This is a genomic window from Yersinia sp. IP36721, from assembly GCF_003634395.1.
In the GTDB taxonomy this organism is placed as follows: domain Bacteria; phylum Pseudomonadota; class Gammaproteobacteria; order Enterobacterales; family Enterobacteriaceae; genus Yersinia; species Yersinia entomophaga.
The window spans coordinates 59,168-76,087 of the sequence record NZ_QCZL01000007.1 but is presented as its reverse complement, the minus strand read 5'-3'; the positions used below and the strand labels follow the sequence as shown (position 1 = coordinate 76,087).

Below are 16,920 nucleotides of genomic sequence, written 5' to 3'. Positions count from 1 at the left end.
CTCTGGCTGAGAAACCATTCATTTAAACAAGATTTAGAAAAATCCAATTCATAAAAATAAATTGGGTCTTTACGCTTCACCATGATGAAAATCTATAAGGAACCCTTTTCTACTTAATATCTGCAACGTGCCCGTAAGATAAATCACATGAATTTTTGGAGCAATAATGACTTTTATGAAAGGACGCTTAGGGAAAATAAATTTAATTTTACTTATTGGGTTATCTATTTGGTTTTATCCCACACCCGCAACGGTAGACCCTAAAGCCTGGGGGTTAATGGCTATATTTACCAGCACCGTCATTGGATTGATTATTTCTCCTTATCCTTTAGGTGCGATGGCGATATTCAGTTTGACACTATCGGTTGCGACCGGGCTAGTTGGAATTAAAGATATTCTAGCCGGTTTTGGTGAGCCGATTATCTGGATGATTGCCTGTGCTTTCTTTATTTCACGAGGGTTTATTAAAACCGGTTTTGGCAGACGAGTAGGCTATTTCTTTATCAGTAAATTTGGTCACAGTTCACTGGGCCTGGCTTACGGACTGGTGCTGACCGATCTGATATTCGCTCCAGCCATGCCGTCAACGTCGGCAAGAAGTGGTGGCATTGTCACGCCGATATTTCGCTCAATTTCTGAAGCTTACGGTTCGACGCCAGAAAATGGCACCGAACGGCAAATCGGCGCTTTTCTCATTCAATGTGTCTTCCAATGCAATGCGATAACCTGCGCGATGTTTTTGACGTCGATGGCTGGGAATCCGATGATCGCCAAATTAGCCAGCGAAATGGGAGTCACAATCACATGGGGAGGATGGGCGTTGGCCGCCAGCGTACCAGGGCTAATTTCTTTAGTGATTATCCCATTGTTACTTTACCGTTTTTACCCGCCGGTATTAAAAAAGACGCCGGAAATGAGAGCCATTGCCTGTGAGAAATTAAAAGAAATGGGGGCGATGAGCCGCCATGAATGGATTGTTTTGTGCGTGTTTATTTGTCTGGTTGCTTTGTGGGTTAGCGGCGCTACGCTGAATATCGATGCCACTTTAACTGCGTTTATTGGATTAACCGCGTTACTGTTGACCGGAACTTTAACCTGGGATGATGTCGTGGCAGAAAAAGAAGCCTGGCATGCCATGATCTGGTTCTCGGTATTATTAACCTTGGCCAGCCAACTGAATAAGTTAGGGTTGATTAAATGGTTTGGTGGAATCGCGGCTACCTGGGTGGATGGCATGAATTGGGTTCCCATGCTGGGAGTCTTATTGCTGGTTTACTATTATATCCACTATTTTATGGCGAGTGCGATTGCTCATATCAGCGCGATGTACGCCGTGTTTGTTTCTATTGCTATCTCTGCGGGCGCTCCGCCAATGTTGAGCGTACTGGTCTTTGGTATTTTTAGTAATTTATATATGGCTACAACGCATTATTCCGGCGGGCCTGCGCCGATCCTCTTTGGCTGTAATTATGTGCCATTGAGTACCTGGTGGAAGATTGGATTCCTGCTCAGTCTGGCCATTATTCCTATTTGGTTGATTATTGGCAGTTTATGGTGGAAAACCATCGGCTACTGGTAATCCGATAGGTTTTATACGTTCAGGGCCGATATTGATCAATAAAGGCCCTCAACCAGCGAAAAATATGGCGCACAGGGTATCGGCTACTCGGTTATGTGGCCCGGAGCACGATCGCCAGTCTTCAGGCAATTCTGGTATCCTTCATTACTGAAACGGTTGGCATCAAGGTTAAGGGAGTATTCACAGGGGAGGCAATGAGATGTTGGCGCGGAAGGGGATTCCGTCGCCATAGCCGGTGGAGAGAAACGGGCCAAAACTGCGGCCAACATTTGATAGAGTCTTTTCATTCTTGTTACCCTCATGATGATCTCGGTGAATGATAGGTTAGTTACGTCCTGTAATGATAACCATTATCAATAATAATCATAGAGCATCATTTATCCACCTTCAAACCCTAATAAGGAATCGTAATGGAATGGAATATTGCGCGTTCCTGATGATGTTTCCTTTCTCAGTTGGGACATAAAACTTACCAGAGCGCCACCGACGTGCGGCGTCATCTTCTGGTAAACGTTCTTTTCTACGGATGAACCATTCGGTTTTTCACACTGTATTAGCGATTAATTGACGTTATTTCAGAATGTATCCAGAGATTTCATCTTCAGTCTTGGAGAAAAAAATACCCCTGAAATAAATGTATATAAAAGGTATTCCATTCCAAATGAGAATTGTATTGATAATCATTACTGTTATGTATAATAATGCATTCAACATCTATTAGGTTGGAGGTAGAAGGTGTCAAATACAGAGAATTTAATTACACCTTCACCTGTAGGGGTAATAGCAGATATCGCGCAGCTCTTTGAGCAAACCTTTGCTCATTTTTCTGTAACGTTTAAAGTGAATTCCGATAATATCCCTTCCAAAAGTATGAGTTTCAATCATTGGTCAAATGAAGATAATTTTCCGTCACTGATGGAAATTTATCAAAATGAGTATTACGGCATCAATAATATAAAGCCGAATCAGAAGGCACTTTATTCACTATGGACACAATGGTATTTCGGTTTGGTTATTCCTCCAATGATGTTGTTATTAATGGAATATCCGCAGGAAATTGACTCCGACTGTCGAAACTTTAAAGTGGAATTTCATGATAGTGGCAGGCCAGATATTATTTACTATCAGCTAAAATGGAAAGGTCAGAGCGCGGAAAATTTACTAGAACGCTATTATGCACTGATTAATAACCATGTTATTCCAATAGCTAATAAAATTGAGTCCTATCAGGGTATAAACGGGAGATTACTGTGGAATAACATCGGATACCTGATGTATTGGTATCTGGGTGAGTTTAAAAAACGCATGAAAGAAGATGTTTATCAGTCTGTTATTCAAGGTCTTTTTATGACTATGACCTTGCCAGACGGCCGCGAAAATCCGCTTTATCGCACGGTTATACTACGTAATGACACCCTGCAGCGCCGTAGCTGTTGCCAGCGTAATAAGCTACCGGGCGTGGGTAATTGTCATGATTGTCCGCTCGAAATAACGCTATAAAGGTATTATTTATTCTGAAATAACCTCTTGCTTCTGGCCGGTGGTTTTTGTAGTGACTATTTAACTCTCTCTTAGAGTTGTCGACTATATACCCAGTTATCATTGCTTATAATAAAAATATCATGGAACAGTAATCTGAGCGCATCTATATATATTATAAGGATATATCATGTACGGAGTAGCCCATACTGAAACCCCTTTTTTATCGGAAAGTGGTGATATAAGTGAGGTGCTTTATTTGGGGAGCTTTCTAAATAAACAAAGTGCCGATAATTATCAGGAAGGAGTTAATAATGTCACTGAAAGAATTAAGGGCATATTAAACGTTGTTGATAAACCCTTTAGCGGGATATTACCGAATGAATTGTCACCGCATATTTCTGGAATAAACCTGGATAATCCGCTGCCCTCACTCGATTCTGCGCTGGATGAATTACAACAGCTGTATATTAAAGATGCTGTTTATTTTCATCATCCTAAATATGTAGCGCATTTGAATTGCCCTGTGGTGCTGCCGGCGGTGTTTGGGGAAAGTATTATTGGTGCGATTAACTCCTCTTTAGATACCTGGGATCAGAGCGCAGGTGGTACGCTGATTGAACAGAAAGTGCTGGATTGGACCCGAGATAAAATAGGGTTAGGTGAAGAGGGGGATGGGATTTTCACCAGCGGCGGAACTCAATCGAACTTAATGGCTATGTTACTGGCTCGCGATCATTTTTGCCATCAGCGAGACCCGGCCCATAAAAATCAATTGCAGGGACTCCCAGCCGATTTTCACAAATTCCGCATTTTCACATCGGCGGTTAGCCACTTCAGCACGCAAAAAGCGGCCGCATTATTAGGCTTGGGTTACAACGCAGTGGTTCCTATTCCATACGACAGTGAATTTAGAATGGATACTCACGCCTTGGAGTTAAGTATCGAACGCTGTCTGGCACAGGGAAATATCCCTTTAGCGGTGGTGGCGACCACGGGAACCACTGATTTTGGCAGCATCGATCCTCTACGTCCTATTGCAGCGTTAGCTCAGCACTATGGTCTTTGGCTGCATGTTGACGCGGCCTACGGTTGCGGCTTACTGGTTTCTTCCCAGCATCGGCAACTGCTCGCCGGTATTGAGATGGCGAACTCGGTGACCGTGGATTACCATAAATCCTTTTTCCAGCCGGTGAGCTGTAGCGCCTTCTTTGTTAAGGATAAACAGCATTTTTCCTATTTGACCTATCACGCCGAGTATCTCAATCCGTTAAGCGCATTACAGGAAGGAACACCCAACCTGGTGAATAAAAGTATCCAGACCACGCGGCGATTTGATGCCCTAAAGATGTGGCTGACGCTGCGTATTATGGGTGCAAAGCAATTGGGGCTGGCTTTTGAGCGATTAATGGAGACCGCGCAGGTCGCTTATCAATTAATGCAGCCTAACCCGTATTTTGAACTGTTGCATCGACCCACGTTGAGCACGCTGGTATTCCGTTTTATACCGCTGGATTCCCGCAGTGATGCAGAAATCGATCTCACCAATGCATATATTCGTAAGGCGTTATTCCGAGAGGGAAATTCGGTCATTGCCGGGACCAAAGTCAATGGCCGTCAGTATTTAAAATTTACCTTTCTGAATCCGACTACGGGGATTCAGCATTTAAATGAAATTATCGATGCCATTATGACCCACGGGCAGAACTATGCGGATCAGCATCACGTCGCCGCGCTAAACAAGGAATGATTATGTCCATGCGACCTTATGATTTTATTGCCATCGGCATTGGTCCTTTTAATCTTGGATTGGCATGTTTAACCCAACCGCTGAACGATGTTCATAGTTTATTCATCGATCAAAATCCGGGTTTTGACTGGCATCCAGGGATGATGCTGGAAAGTGCAACTCTACAAACGCCCTTTATGTCGGATCTGGTGACGTTAGCGTCGCCAACGCACCCGTTGAGCTTTTTAAATTACATCAAACAGCAGGGCAGAATTTATTCCTTCTATATTCGGGAAAATTTCTTTCTGATGCGTAAGGAATATAACCAATATTGCCAATGGGCTGCCGCGCAATTGCCTAACCTGCGTTTCAATACTCGGGTTGAAACCCTGGAGTATGATGAGGAAACCGCACTGTATAAGCTGCGTTGTCTGGATTTGCGCACCGGCGATTATTACGAATGTCAGTGTAAAAAATTGGTATTAGGCACTGGGCCATCGCCGTGTATTCCAGAATGCTGCCAACCTTTTATCGCGAAAATGGTGACTTCTGGCGATTATCTGGATAACAAAGCGGCCTTGCAGAAGAAGGCCTCTATTACCTTGTTAGGCAGCGGACAGAGTGCGGCGGAGATTTTTTACGATCTACTCAGTGATATAGATCGCTTTGGTTATCAACTCAACTGGCTCACACGTTCCCCCCGTTTCTTCCCACTGGAATACACCAAGCTAACGTTGGAAATGACATCACCGGAATACGTCGATTACTTTTATAACCTCCCGGCAGAAAAGCGCGATGAGCTGAATCTGACTCACAAACAATTGTACAAAGGCATTAATAGCTCGTTGATCAATGACATTTTCGATCTGCTGTACACCAAGCGTTTGGACGGTGTCCTAAATGTGAATTTGTATACCAATAGCGAATTACAGCTGGTGGAGGAAAATAGTAATGGCAAAGGACTGAGTCTGTCTTTATTACAGCATGAACAGAATCAGCCGTTCACTTTGGCGTCCGAAAGCGTGGTATTGGCGACTGGGTATCAATATCAGCCGCCGTCGTTTATTGAAGGTATTCGCCAGTTAATCCGTTGGGATAATAAAGGCCGATACGACGTTCAGCGCAATTACAGTATTGATCGCCGCAACAGTATTTTTGTGCAAAACGTCGAGCTGCATACCCATGGTTTTGTTACGCCGGATTTGGGAATGGCCTGCTACCGTAATTCCTGTTTAATCCGCGAAATAACCGGAGTTGAACATTATCCTATTGAAGAAAGCATTGCTTTCCAGCGTTTCAGCGTGCCAGAACAGGGAGTCACACAATGACGCAGGCGACGGCGAAAATGAACCCACTGACGCCAGTGGAAAGCGGCGATTTCACACTGCGACCTTTAGATTTGATGCAGGATATTGGCTGGCTGAGTCATTGGGTCAGTCGCGAATATGCCCAGTACTGGGGAATGCAAAATCATAGCGAGTCACAGGTATTGGCGTTTTATCAGGAATTACTCGACCGGAAGCCGGGCAGCGTATTGGTTGGGATGAAACACCAGCAGCCTGCCTTTTTGCTGGAACGTTATATCGCCAAAGAAGATGTCATTGCTGAATATTATCCGGCGCTGCCGGACGATGTCGGCATGCATATTTTAGTCGCTCCGCCGGTAAATAAAGTGGCAGGTTTCACTTGGCGTGTATTTCAAAGCATTATGGCGTTTATTTTCAGCGATCCACTGGTGGCGCGTATTGTAGTGGAGCCGGATGTACGAAATGAGAAAATTCATCGCCTGAATAAACTCGCCGGTTTTGTTTATCAGCAACGGTTGGAAATGCCTCACAAGACGGCATGGCTGGCTTTTTGCACCAGAGAACAACATCAACTTGCGCTTCAGTCTGCGCGTCAACTGGAGCGTCAATGATGATAGCCAACTCCGTCGTTGCCATTCAGCCCCACGGGTTAGCCGTGGCGCATTTGCAGCCGTCACTATGGCAAAAAGTGAATCGTTTGCACTTGTGTAAAGCTATTTCCGAGTTTTCCCACGAGCGCATATTCGCTCCTGAGATATTAATGAGTCGACAGGACGGTGAGGGTTACCACTCTTACCAACTGGCTACGTCAGATAACCGGATTCGTTACGTTTTCCGCGCCCGCCGGTTGGCACTGGATCACTGGCTACTGGATCCTTCGTCTTTGCAGAAAACCGTTGATGGGCGGCTGGCCGATTTGGATTCGCTGTTATTTATCATTGAATTTAAACAGGAACTTGGCATTAGCGATGCGGTGTTACCGACTTATCTTGAGGAGATTACCAGTACCTTATACAGCAGTGCGTATAAACACAGTCGGGTGGGTATTAGCGCGTCTGAACTGGTCAACGCCAACTTCCAGTTATTAGAACAGGAAATGATGGAAGGTCATCCTTCCTTTGTCGCCAATAATGGACGCATTGGTTTTAATGGGCAGGATTTCCAGCAGTTCAGCCCGGAGGCCGCTTCGGACATTCATTTGGTCTGGCTGGCCGCGCATAAAAGCAAAGCGCATTTTGCCAGCATCGAACAGCTAGATTATCGGCAACTGATGCTGCAAGAGTTGGGCGAGGAAGCGCTGGCGGAATTTGAACAACGGCTGATCGCCAAAGATCTCAATCCGCAGGATTATCTGCTGATGCCGGTGCATCCATGGCAGTGGCTGAGCAAGGTGTCTTCGGTATTTGCTGCGGATATTGCTAACCAAATGCTGGTGTTCTTAGGGACGGGGAAAGATGTCTATCAGGCTCAGCAATCGATTCGGACTTTTTTCAATCGGAGCGAACCGTTACGATATTACGTAAAAATGGCGCTATCTATCCTGAATATGGGCTTTATGCGCGGATTGTCGCCTTATTATATGGCTACCACGCCGGGCATTAATGAATGGCTGTTTGAGCTGGTGGAAAATGATGAGACGCTGCGCTGCTACGGTTTTAAAATTTTACGTGAAGTCGCCAGCGTGGGTTTCCGCAACAGTTATTACGAACAGGCGGTGACCGGGGATACGCCGTACAAAAAAATGGCCGCAGCCTTATGGCGAGAAAACCCGCTGCAATTGATTCAGTCGGGTCAGCAGGTGATGACCATGGCGGCATTGCTGCATCTGGATCAGCAGGGCAAGGCGTTTTTGCCTGAGCTCATCACTGCCTCCGGATTGCCCACAGAGCAATGGATAGCTCGTTATTTACAATGTTATTTATCACCGCTATTGCACTGTTTGTATGCCTACGATCTGATGTTTATGCCCCATGGGGAAAATATCATTCTCGTGCTGGAGAACGCCGCCCCTCAGCATATCTTTATGAAAGATCTGGCAGAGGAAATTCTGGTGATGAATCCCGTCGCAGATTTACCGGAAAAGGCGCAGCGGGTCAAAGTGGATATGCCGGAGGATATGAAAACTCTGACCATTCTTTCCGATGTATTTGACGGCGTATTTCGCTATCTGGCGGCGATCCTCGATCAGCAGGGGAATTATTCAGAAGGGCGTTTTTGGGCTGCGGTGGCGAACTGCATTTGGGAATATCAACGGCAACATCCTGAACTGGCCGGGCAATTTGCACGTTATGAACTGTTTACACCCAAAATTAAGCGTTGTTGTCTCAATCGGTTACAGTTGGCCAATAATCGCCAAATGCTGGATTTAGCCGATCCGGCTCAGAGTCTGAAATTTGCCGACGATTTGATCAACCCATTAGTTGCTTTTGGAATACCTGCCGTCTAGTTATAAGTTACATCAATACTACTGTGCCCCGGAGGCAATTTTCCGGGGCGTTAAGTCTTGGTTTAGGGTCGGACTAGCGCGGGTGATAGCGAGGAATAACTAAGGGTTTACCTGATTCAGGATCGGTAATAATTCGGCAACGTAGGCCGAATACTGCCTCAATACTTTCTTCAGTCACTATGGTTTCTGGCCATCCTTCGGCAAAAATCTTCCCTTCTTTTAGCATGATAAGATGAGTGGCATAGCGTAGCGCCTGATTAATGTCGTGCAAGACCAGCACCAGCGTTTTGCCCTGCTGATGCAATTGCTGACATAAATCCAGCATTTCAATCTGATGGGCGATATCCAGATAGGTAGTCGGCTCATCCAGTAACACGATTGGAGTATGCTGTGCCAAAGTCATGGCAAACCACGCCCGCTGGCGTTGCCCACCGGATAATTCACTGACCATCTGTTGCGCTAATGGCTCCAGGTTGACCGCCTTTATAGCTGCGCGAACGATATTATCGTCTGCGGCAGACCATTGACGAAAAAAGGATTGGTGGGCATAGCGACCCCGCGAAACCAAATCGAAGACCGTCAGGGCTTCGGAGACGCCAGCGCCTTGGGAAAGTAGCGATAGCTGGCGGGCTAAGGCTTTAGCTCTGAAATGCTGAATATTTTGCCGATCCAGTTTGATACAGCCACTTTGTGGCGATAAACCGCGACTTAACGCGCGTAATAGCGTCGATTTTCCACAACCATTTGGCCCAATAATTACGCTAAAAGCTCCGTTTTTAATGCCTACGCTGAGTTTATCGACGACAGTCCGCGGGCCGTAGCTTAAAGACAATAATTGAGTCGTTAAGCGTGGCTCATCGGTGTGGTACTGCGTTGCGGCCAATGACTCCGAGGATAATAGCGTAGAAGGGCAGTCTAACTCGCGTGGGGACGTCATTTTATTCTCCTGACTTCAGCGTACAGCAAATACATCAAATAGATACCGCCAACGGCTGCGGTGATTACGCCGACCGGAAGCCGGGAAGGCGTGGGCAGCAGCAGAGTGATAATATCTGACGCCAGCAGCAGTAGTGCGCCCATCAACGCGGTGCACAGCAGGGCAATTCCTTTGGAGCGGAGCAGATGGCGGGTAATTTGCGGCGCAGATAAAGCGATAAATGCCACCGGGCCAACCACCAATACCGCTGCGGTAGCCAAAGTTATTGCCAGTAACAGACTCAACAAATGTGTCAGACCAATATTGACGCCCAATGACTGGGCAACTCCGCTCCCCAGACTTAGAAAGTTGAGTTGACGACTGAGATACACCAACCCCGGTGTCACTACGCTTAACGTTAGGCCGATAAGGCATACGTCGCGCCAGTTTTTCTCCGCCAGGCTGCCGCTGAGCAATGCGGCCATCTGGTTTGCCTGTTCCAGCCGTACTTGCGAAATGGCGAAGTTGACGAATGCCATGCAAAGCGCACCGACGGCAATACCTGAAATAACAATTTTTCCCGAATGAGATAGGTTGTTAATGCTGCCTGCATAGACCAATGCGACGGCGCAACAGGCACCGAGGAAGGCACCTACGGGGACAGGAATGACGCCCGGCCAGAGCAACAGGGTGGCCACTACGCCCGCGGAGGCACCGGCGGTAATGCCAATAATATCCGGGCTGCCTAATGCGTTACGGGTAGTGGTCTGGAAAATGGCGCCAGAAATTGCCAATGCGGCTCCGGCTCCTAATGCGACTAAAGCGCGGGGAAGCCGCAATTGCAGCAAAATAAAATGTTCAAATTGACTGCCTTGCCCGGAAAGGACATTGAGCGTTTTTTCCCATTCAAACCCGTTAGGGCTCAATACCATGGCGATAAGCAGGCCTAACAATAGAGTCGGTAACATCAATAGTAGATAACGCTGTGTAGTGGGAACCGGAGCCAAAAACACCCAAGATCCCAGCGTTAGCGTTTTACAGGAATTAGTGGGAGGCATCGGCAAATCCTTTTTTACGATTGGCGACCGCATAAAGCAATGGGCCACCCACGGCGGCGGTAATCACGCCGACCATCACTTCGCCTGGAGCAATAATCACTCTGGCGATGATATCGGCAGTTAACAGTAGAATTGGCCCGACCAACAGGCTGTAGGGCAACAGCCAACGGAAATCGCTGCCAATCATGGCACGAACCAAATGAGGTGCGGCCAGACCGATAAAGGCGATTGGACCTGCCAGTGCCGTTGCCGCTGCGGCCAGCATGGTCGCGCCAATTAAGGCCAGTAGCCGGATTTGGACCGTATTGGCACCCAGCGCGGTGGCGATATTTTCACCGAAAACCATGATGTTAAGGGACGGCGCAATAGCGAGAACGAGGGCTAATCCGCCGATAAAATAGGGCACCACCGGCAACATCGCCATCATCGACATACCCGACAGCGAGCCAAGCACCCAGAAGCGATAGTTCTCTAACACGGCGGGATGGAGTAGTACCACACCTTGCACATAGGCGAACAGGCAGGCATTGATCGCCGCACCAATCAGTACCAGACGGGTTGGATTACTATTAGGTTTGCCGCCGCTTAACAGATAAAACAGCAGGGTTGCCAGCGCGGCACCGATCAATGCAGGCCAAAAGCGAGAAATAGCAGCCAGCGCAGGAAAAAAGGCAAAGCTGACGATGATAGCCGATGCACCCGCGTTGACGCCCAATAAACCGGGATCGCCGAGTGGATTACGTAGCAGTCCTTGCGTCACGGCTCCGGACAACGCCAGCGCCGCGCCGGCCATCAGACCTATTAAGGTTCGAGGCAATCGGACCTCTATGACCAAATCGTGATAGTTACGGTCATCGGCGCTGAAATAGTGCCAGACCGCGCTGAGAGGTAAGGGTTTGGCTCCTAACGTCAGGCTGGCAACAATACAGAGTAGGGTGAGCAGCAAGAGTCCCACCCAGCCCCAAACGCGGCATGCTCGCTGCCGCCGATGAATCTGCTGAGTCATGGCGGAGTCTCCGAAACGGTAGCCAAATGGCGCGCTTTCTCTGCGACCAGCGGCATAAAGCGTTGCAATCCCCAATCGACGCTTAAAGGCGTGCCGTAGGACATTGCCATCACGATGGCCTGATCGGTCATTGGGATGTAGCCACCGTGGCGCACTGCCGCAATGGCATTAAATAATGGCTGCTGTTCTACTCGCTGGCGCTCCTGCTCGCTGTTGTACCAGGTCACTAGAATATCCACATCATTCAGTCGGTCAGCATTTTCCAGCCCAAGATTTGCGGCGAAACTGCCTCGGGACGCGGTCAGGTTTTTAATCGAGGGAGCCAATTGCAAGCCGGTTGCAGAGAGTGTATCTACGCGAGGATCGCCCGCGACATATATCGATAGATTGGCATTATTAGCCGCCGCTTTAATGTAAGCGAAGCGCAGTCTCGCTATGCCCGGTACCGTTTTGCCCGCGTCGGCCAGAGTGCTTTCTAATTGCAGTAGTAAATCTTGAGCCTGAGCTTCTTTACCCAAAGTATGGCCGATCAATTCAATCTGCTGGCGGGTAGACGTCAGCCAGGGCAAGCCGGGATAGGCGACCACCGGCGCGAAGCGCGACAGCTGATCGTACAGGCTTTGGCTAATACCCGACTGAGTGGCAATAATCACATCGGGCTTCAGGTTGATTAGCTGCTCGATATCCAGTTCGGGATACATGTGCAGAATTGTCGGTAGAGTTTGTCCTTGCTGTTCCAGCGCCTGACGAAACCAGGGCAGATAGCCTTGCTCGTCGCCGCCCCAGCGATGGGATTCAATGCCAATCGGAACCTGCCCCAGCGCCAGCACAATATCCTCCGATCCGGCTCCCAAAGTCACAATGCGTAGCGGCGGACGCTCAATGACCGCAGTACCGAGAGCAGTCACTACCTGCCGTGGGAAGCCTTTTTCACGAGCCGCTGTTACGCCGTCTGGCGCAGAAGCGTTATCGCAGCCGGAAAGCAAAAAAACCAGCGCCAACAGGCCGGTTAATACAGTCACTATTGTCCCCGTGCGATGACGGGCGAATCCATAGGGGCTTAGGGAATTATTTATCAATAACATTTGGGTCGAGAGTTTTTCCTTAGTGTTATCACAAGCAGCCACGGAGCCGAAAAACGCGCTCCGTGGTGTTGGCGGTATTAACAATAATCAGAAGGTGTAACGCACAGTGGCATCCACATTACGCGGCTTGCCCACTAGGTATTGGCTGTACTGACCAATTTGCGAGTAATAATGCTGATTGAATAGGTTATCCAGATTCACCGTAAGCGACAGCTGCGGAGTGAACTGATAGCGGCTCATCAGGCTGTAAACCGCAAAACTATCCTGACCCACGCGCTGCACGCCGGTCGGGCTGGTTACATCACTGTAGGTCTTGCCTTGCCAGTTGACACCGCCGCCGAGAGTCAGGTCTTTCATCGACCCTGGCAGGGTATAGGTGGTGAAAACTTTCAGGACTTTTTGCGGCGTGATCGGAGTGAAAGTTTGCCCGTTTGGCACTTGCACATGATATTGGGTATAACCGGCGAACAGGTTCCAGTTTTCAGTGACTTTCCCGCTGATTTCCGCTTCAAAACCACGGGTTTTAGTCCCGTCTACGGCATAGTAAGGGCGGCTGTTATCTGGCAGACGCGGCGCGGTGGTATCCGCCACTGGCATGTTGTCCTGACGAATTTCAAACACCGCTAACGAATAATCAATGCTGTTGTCGAAGGCGACGCCTTTCATTCCCACTTCGTAGTTTTGCCCACTGATCGGGTCCAACAGTTGGTTATCACGATTGCGGCGACTTTCCGGATTGAAGATTTCGGTGTAGCTGGTATAAACCGACAAATCGCTGTTGATGTCGTAAATCAGGCCGCTGTAGGGCACGAACTGATTTTTATATTTGGCATTTTGCGGCGTGCCGAAGTTATCGCCTCGGGTTTCCCATGTGGTTAAACGGCCACCGAGAATCAACGTTAGCGGATCGGCCAGAGAAAGCTGAGTCACCGCATATTGCGCGGTTTGATCGTTACGCCCTTTAGAACCGTAGGCGCGAGTAGTGCTCCAGATCGGTTTAGGATACTGCCAGCCCGGCTGAGTAAAATCCCCCAGTTCGGGGCAAGTACTGCGGGTGCTGCAATTGGCGGGATTGTAATAGTCGTTATCAAAATTCTGGCGTTGGTGGTTCCAGCCAAAGCCAAGCTGATGTTGACGCCCAAACAGACTGTAATGACCGTTAACCTGAATATCATAGTTTTGCTGACGGCGAGTTCCGTCAATAAGCGACATACTCCCTGGGCGCATGCCGATATTGGTCGTACGATCCGGATAACCATCTGCCCACATCACGTTTTGCAGCAGTTTGTCATTATCAAAAGTAAAGGTACCCTTGATGTTCCAGCCGTTGTCGAACTGGTGTTGCAGGCTGCTAAACAACGACTGGGTTCGGGTTTCGGAAGAAGTCCAGTCAGGCGCGGTGCTGGCCGAACGACCGTAATGAGTTCGGCCACTGTCGCTGTAAAACAGCGGCAACCCGCCAAACATGCCCCCTTGGGTCATATTGCGTTGAGTATCGGCGCCGATGGTCAGCAGGGTGTCTGGCGTCAGATCCACTTCCAGAATGCCGTAAAATGGATTGCTGCTTTGTTTGTATCGGTCAACGAAAGAATGGGTATCCTGATACGCCGTGACAAAACGCCCGCGGACGCTGCCATCGCTATTCAGCGGACCAGAAAGATCCAGCGTAGTACGCCATTTATCCCATGAGCCAACGCCGGCAGAAACGCTGCCGCGAAAATCCTGAGTCGGACGTTTACGTACCAGATTAATCACAGCCGATGGGTTTCCCGGCCCGGTCATTAAACCCGCCGCACCACGTACCACTTCAATCCGATCGAACATATCGGTATCCAGCGTGTTATCGCCGTAATTAAAGCGGGTATCGTAAAAAGTGGCTACGCCGTCGCGCATAATATTATTCACGCTCATGCCGCGTGAAGTAAAACCGAAGCGATCGCTATCGAACTGACGAACGTTCAGGCCGGTAATATTATTGACCGCGCTTTCTACGCTGGTCAGGTTTTGATCGCGCATACGCTGTTTCGTCAGAATACTGACCGACTGTGGCGTTTCGCGAGCAGAAATATTCAGACCGGTGGCCGTAGACATTGAAGAGGTATTATAACTGCCGCTGTCTTCCGTTACACCTGGGTGGTTTAGCGGCGAGGCAATCACGGTCATGGTGGTTTCTTCAGCGCTGTTTTTCGGTGATGACTTCGCGCTGTCATTATGATTATCGCTGGCGGCATAAGCGCTCCCCAATAGCGATAAATTAGCGGCAAGAGCCCATGCCACGGGTTTAACTCTGTGTGAAGGTTGCAGGCGAATCGGGTTCTTGCCGTCACTTCTTTTCATTATTCTTTTCACCAAATATCAGGTTGTGCCACTGGGGTGGGCAGCGACCCACGCCGCTGCCGTCATTAATTAACCTGCCGTTTTAAAGGCATGAATCGGGTTTGCTAAGGTGCCAGCAAATTTGAGATTCTTCTCCCGATCGTCGAGATCGATCATTTGCTGGTTATTGGCCATTTGCAGGCGATTCAGACAGGTGCGAACAAAATCGGCTTTAAACAGGTCGAATTGGTTATATTTATCGGCCAGTGCCGGATGCTGAGCCTGATAGGCATAAATGCAGTCCGCGACTAATTTCCAGAATTGGCGTTCGGGCAGTCCCAGATCTTTTTGTAGAATTGGCGTGAGATAACGGAAGAAACAGTCAAAAATATCCAGGAAAATATAATTGATCTTCATATCGTCTTCGATAGTGACATGCAGATCTTTAATCTCCTCGGGCAGTGTTATATCGCCGTTAAGAATGGCAATTTCTTCTCCGATATCTTTCATTAACACATGTACCGGAACGTTATTCTCCAGAACCAACATCAGGTTTTCCCCGTGAGGCATAAAGACCAGATCGTAGGTGAAGAAGGCGTGCAATAACGGAGAAAGATAGGCATCCAGATAATGTGCAATCCATTTATCTGCGTCTAAACCAGAAGAATGAACTAATGCGGCCACGACCGAATGACCGGTATTATCCCGGTGCAAGAGAGAGGCCATGGTCATTAAACGCTGATGGCTGGCGAGTAAGGGGATTGGGCTTTCTCGCCATAGCGCTGAAAGCATTTTCTTATGCGGATTGTCTTTAATCAGCGCGGTTTCGAAATAATCATTGAAATAGCCCATTGCTGCGCGTTCCCGCAGGAGGGTAAATTTTTTCTGTTGAAAGAATGGATCTTGGGAAACCAACGTTGCCAGCCATTCATTCACTAGCGGCGTGGTGGCCATACTGTGCGGGGAAAGCCCGCGCATAAAGCCCATATTCAGAATCGACAGCGCCGTTTTAACGTAATTCTTTTGCGGATTAGCGATATTAAAAAATGTGCGAATTGACTGTTGGGCTAGGTAGCTATCCTGCCCTTGGCCCAGATAAACAATGTCATTGCGTGCTATATCGGCGGCAAAGCTAGTGGCAATTCTTTCGTACCATTGCCACGGATGTAATGGCATAAAGAAATAGTCGTTAGCGTTCAGGCCACGGGAGGTTAACTGACGGAGGAAATCTTCTGTCTGGTCATTCCCCAGTTCTTCCTGCATTAACTGCTGATAACTGAGACCAGTTAAACTGGCAAAAACGGTTTTATTTTGGTGTACCGCAATCCAGATAAGTTTGATCGAATGAGCACTTTCCGGCGCAAAGTGAGCATAATCTGCAATATCAAACCCAATGCGACCATTATTAGCAATAAAAACCGGATGCCCTTCGCTCATCGCTGTTTCTACACTTTGGTAGTCTGCCTGAGTTAACTGTGTCGAACTCAGATTATTATGGTGATATTTAAATGCGTGACCATAAAGAGTGCTGGAGATCTCATCTAAATAGACTGGCAGCATTTTTTCGGAAATACAAAGCAGGCTATTTAATTCAATGATAAGTTGTAACGCATCCAGTGGCTGCGGTTTACCCTCCACGGTTTTGGTTAATGTATCGGTTTCAATATCCAGATGATCTAGTTGGTAAGGGTAGGCACTGAAGCGATATTCTATTTTGTTGTGATTGGAACTAACGCTGTCGGGACAAAAACTATAGCGACAAAGGCCATTCGCCTGCGTTTCCAGACGGGTTGGTGCGATTAATTTCTCATGGCTAAGTTCACGCAGTATTTTCCCAACTAAATGGGTATTCGCTCGAGACCAGTTCTCGCCATTAAGATGTTGGATATAGTTATCATTGAATTTCCGCGTTGAAGCCATCTCTATAGTGTCCCTATTGAAGAGTAGAATTTCAGGGAATAATAAGCCCAGACATACCTGAGGGATTGATATCCATGCT

General features: G+C 48.0%; 12 protein-coding genes. 6 read left to right on the top strand and 6 right to left on the bottom strand.

Annotated features, from left to right (window positions below; translation table 11 throughout):
* Positions 1-166: 166 nt before the first annotated feature.
* From DBA33_RS08430 to DBA33_RS08405, 6 genes are all read left to right on the top strand, one after another.
* On the top strand, positions 167-1,579 hold the full coding sequence (locus DBA33_RS08430) for a DASS family sodium-coupled anion symporter (protein WP_064513283.1): 1,413 nt from the start codon (positions 167-169) through the stop codon (positions 1,577-1,579).
* 735 nt (positions 1,580-2,314) lie between these two features.
* The gene (gene fhuF / locus DBA33_RS08425; RefSeq protein WP_064513285.1) at positions 2,315-3,079 is read left to right on the top strand and encodes a siderophore-iron reductase FhuF; all 765 of its coding nucleotides are present in this window, start codon (positions 2,315-2,317) and stop codon (positions 3,077-3,079) included.
* A 169-nt stretch (positions 3,080-3,248) separates the two neighbouring features.
* The gene (locus DBA33_RS08420) at positions 3,249-4,808 is read left to right on the top strand and encodes an aspartate aminotransferase family protein (RefSeq protein ID WP_120806211.1); all 1,560 of its coding nucleotides are present in this window, start codon (positions 3,249-3,251) and stop codon (positions 4,806-4,808) included.
* Between the two features lie 8 nt (positions 4,809-4,816).
* Complete coding sequence (locus DBA33_RS08415; protein WP_084414374.1) at positions 4,817-6,115, top strand: lysine N(6)-hydroxylase/L-ornithine N(5)-oxygenase family protein; 1,299 nt, start codon at positions 4,817-4,819, stop codon at positions 6,113-6,115.
* Positions 6,112-6,705, top strand: a complete 594-nt coding sequence (locus DBA33_RS08410) for a GNAT family N-acetyltransferase (RefSeq protein ID WP_240442694.1) — start codon at positions 6,112-6,114, stop codon at positions 6,703-6,705. The genes DBA33_RS08415 and DBA33_RS08410 overlap by 4 nt, the downstream gene beginning before the upstream one ends.
* A complete protein-coding gene (locus DBA33_RS08405; RefSeq protein ID WP_120806257.1) occupies positions 6,705-8,540 on the top strand; it encodes an IucA/IucC family siderophore biosynthesis protein in 1,836 nt (611 codons plus the stop codon). The genes DBA33_RS08410 and DBA33_RS08405 overlap by 1 nt, the downstream gene beginning before the upstream one ends.
* Before the next feature lie 73 nt (positions 8,541-8,613).
* Here DBA33_RS08405 and DBA33_RS08400 read toward each other — a convergent pair whose 3' ends face one another.
* The 6 genes from DBA33_RS08400 to DBA33_RS08375 all read right to left on the bottom strand — a co-directional run bounded on the left by DBA33_RS08400 (position 8,614) and on the right by DBA33_RS08375 (position 16,841).
* Positions 8,614-9,477, bottom strand: a complete 864-nt coding sequence (locus DBA33_RS08400) for an ABC transporter ATP-binding protein (RefSeq protein WP_235601003.1) — start codon at positions 9,475-9,477, stop codon at positions 8,614-8,616.
* Positions 9,474-10,514, bottom strand: coding sequence for an iron chelate uptake ABC transporter family permease subunit (locus DBA33_RS08395; RefSeq protein WP_064513293.1), 1,041 nt, complete (start codon positions 10,512-10,514; stop codon positions 9,474-9,476). Before DBA33_RS08395 ends, DBA33_RS08400 begins: the two co-directional genes overlap by 4 nt.
* A complete protein-coding gene (locus DBA33_RS08390) occupies positions 10,501-11,520 on the bottom strand; it encodes an iron ABC transporter permease (protein WP_120806209.1) in 1,020 nt (339 codons plus the stop codon). The genes DBA33_RS08395 and DBA33_RS08390 overlap by 14 nt, the downstream gene beginning before the upstream one ends.
* Entirely contained in the window at positions 11,517-12,542 is a 1,026-nt protein-coding gene (locus DBA33_RS08385; protein WP_064513297.1) for an iron-siderophore ABC transporter substrate-binding protein, read from the bottom strand. Before DBA33_RS08385 ends, DBA33_RS08390 begins: the two co-directional genes overlap by 4 nt.
* A 150-nt stretch (positions 12,543-12,692) precedes the next feature.
* Positions 12,693-14,942: a TonB-dependent siderophore receptor gene (locus DBA33_RS08380; protein ID WP_064513299.1), complete on the bottom strand. Its 2,250-nt coding sequence runs from the start codon at positions 14,940-14,942 to the stop codon at positions 12,693-12,695.
* 69 nt (positions 14,943-15,011) lie between these two features.
* Positions 15,012-16,841 (bottom strand): IucA/IucC family siderophore biosynthesis protein, encoded by a 1,830-nt coding sequence (locus DBA33_RS08375; protein WP_064513301.1) that lies wholly within the window; start codon positions 16,839-16,841, stop codon positions 15,012-15,014.
* Between the last annotated feature and the right edge of the window lie 79 nt (positions 16,842-16,920).

Bases quoted from the DNA above. Each gene is read 5' to 3' on its own strand.
- DBA33_RS08390 (WP_120806209.1), bottom strand. From the start codon at position 11,520: ATGACTCAGCAGATTCATCGGCGGCAGCGAGCATGCCGCGTTTGGGGC.
- DBA33_RS08380 (WP_064513299.1), bottom strand. From the start codon at position 14,942: ATGAAAAGAAGTGACGGCAAGAACCCGATTCGCCTGCAACCTTCACAC.
- DBA33_RS08405 (WP_120806257.1), top strand. From the start codon at position 6,705: ATGATAGCCAACTCCGTCGTTGCCATTCAGCCCCACGGGTTAGCCGTG.
- DBA33_RS08410 (WP_240442694.1), top strand. From the start codon at position 6,112: ATGACGCAGGCGACGGCGAAAATGAACCCACTGACGCCAGTGGAAAGC.
- DBA33_RS08420 (WP_120806211.1), top strand. From the start codon at position 3,249: ATGTACGGAGTAGCCCATACTGAAACCCCTTTTTTATCGGAAAGTGGT.
- DBA33_RS08400 (WP_235601003.1), bottom strand. From the start codon at position 9,477: ATGACGTCCCCACGCGAGTTAGACTGCCCTTCTACGCTATTATCCTCG.
- DBA33_RS08375 (WP_064513301.1), bottom strand. From the start codon at position 16,841: ATGGCTTCAACGCGGAAATTCAATGATAACTATATCCAACATCTTAAT.
- DBA33_RS08430 (WP_064513283.1), top strand. From the start codon at position 167: ATGACTTTTATGAAAGGACGCTTAGGGAAAATAAATTTAATTTTACTT.
- DBA33_RS08415 (WP_084414374.1), top strand. From the start codon at position 4,817: ATGCGACCTTATGATTTTATTGCCATCGGCATTGGTCCTTTTAATCTT.
- DBA33_RS08395 (WP_064513293.1), bottom strand. From the start codon at position 10,514: ATGCCTCCCACTAATTCCTGTAAAACGCTAACGCTGGGATCTTGGGTG.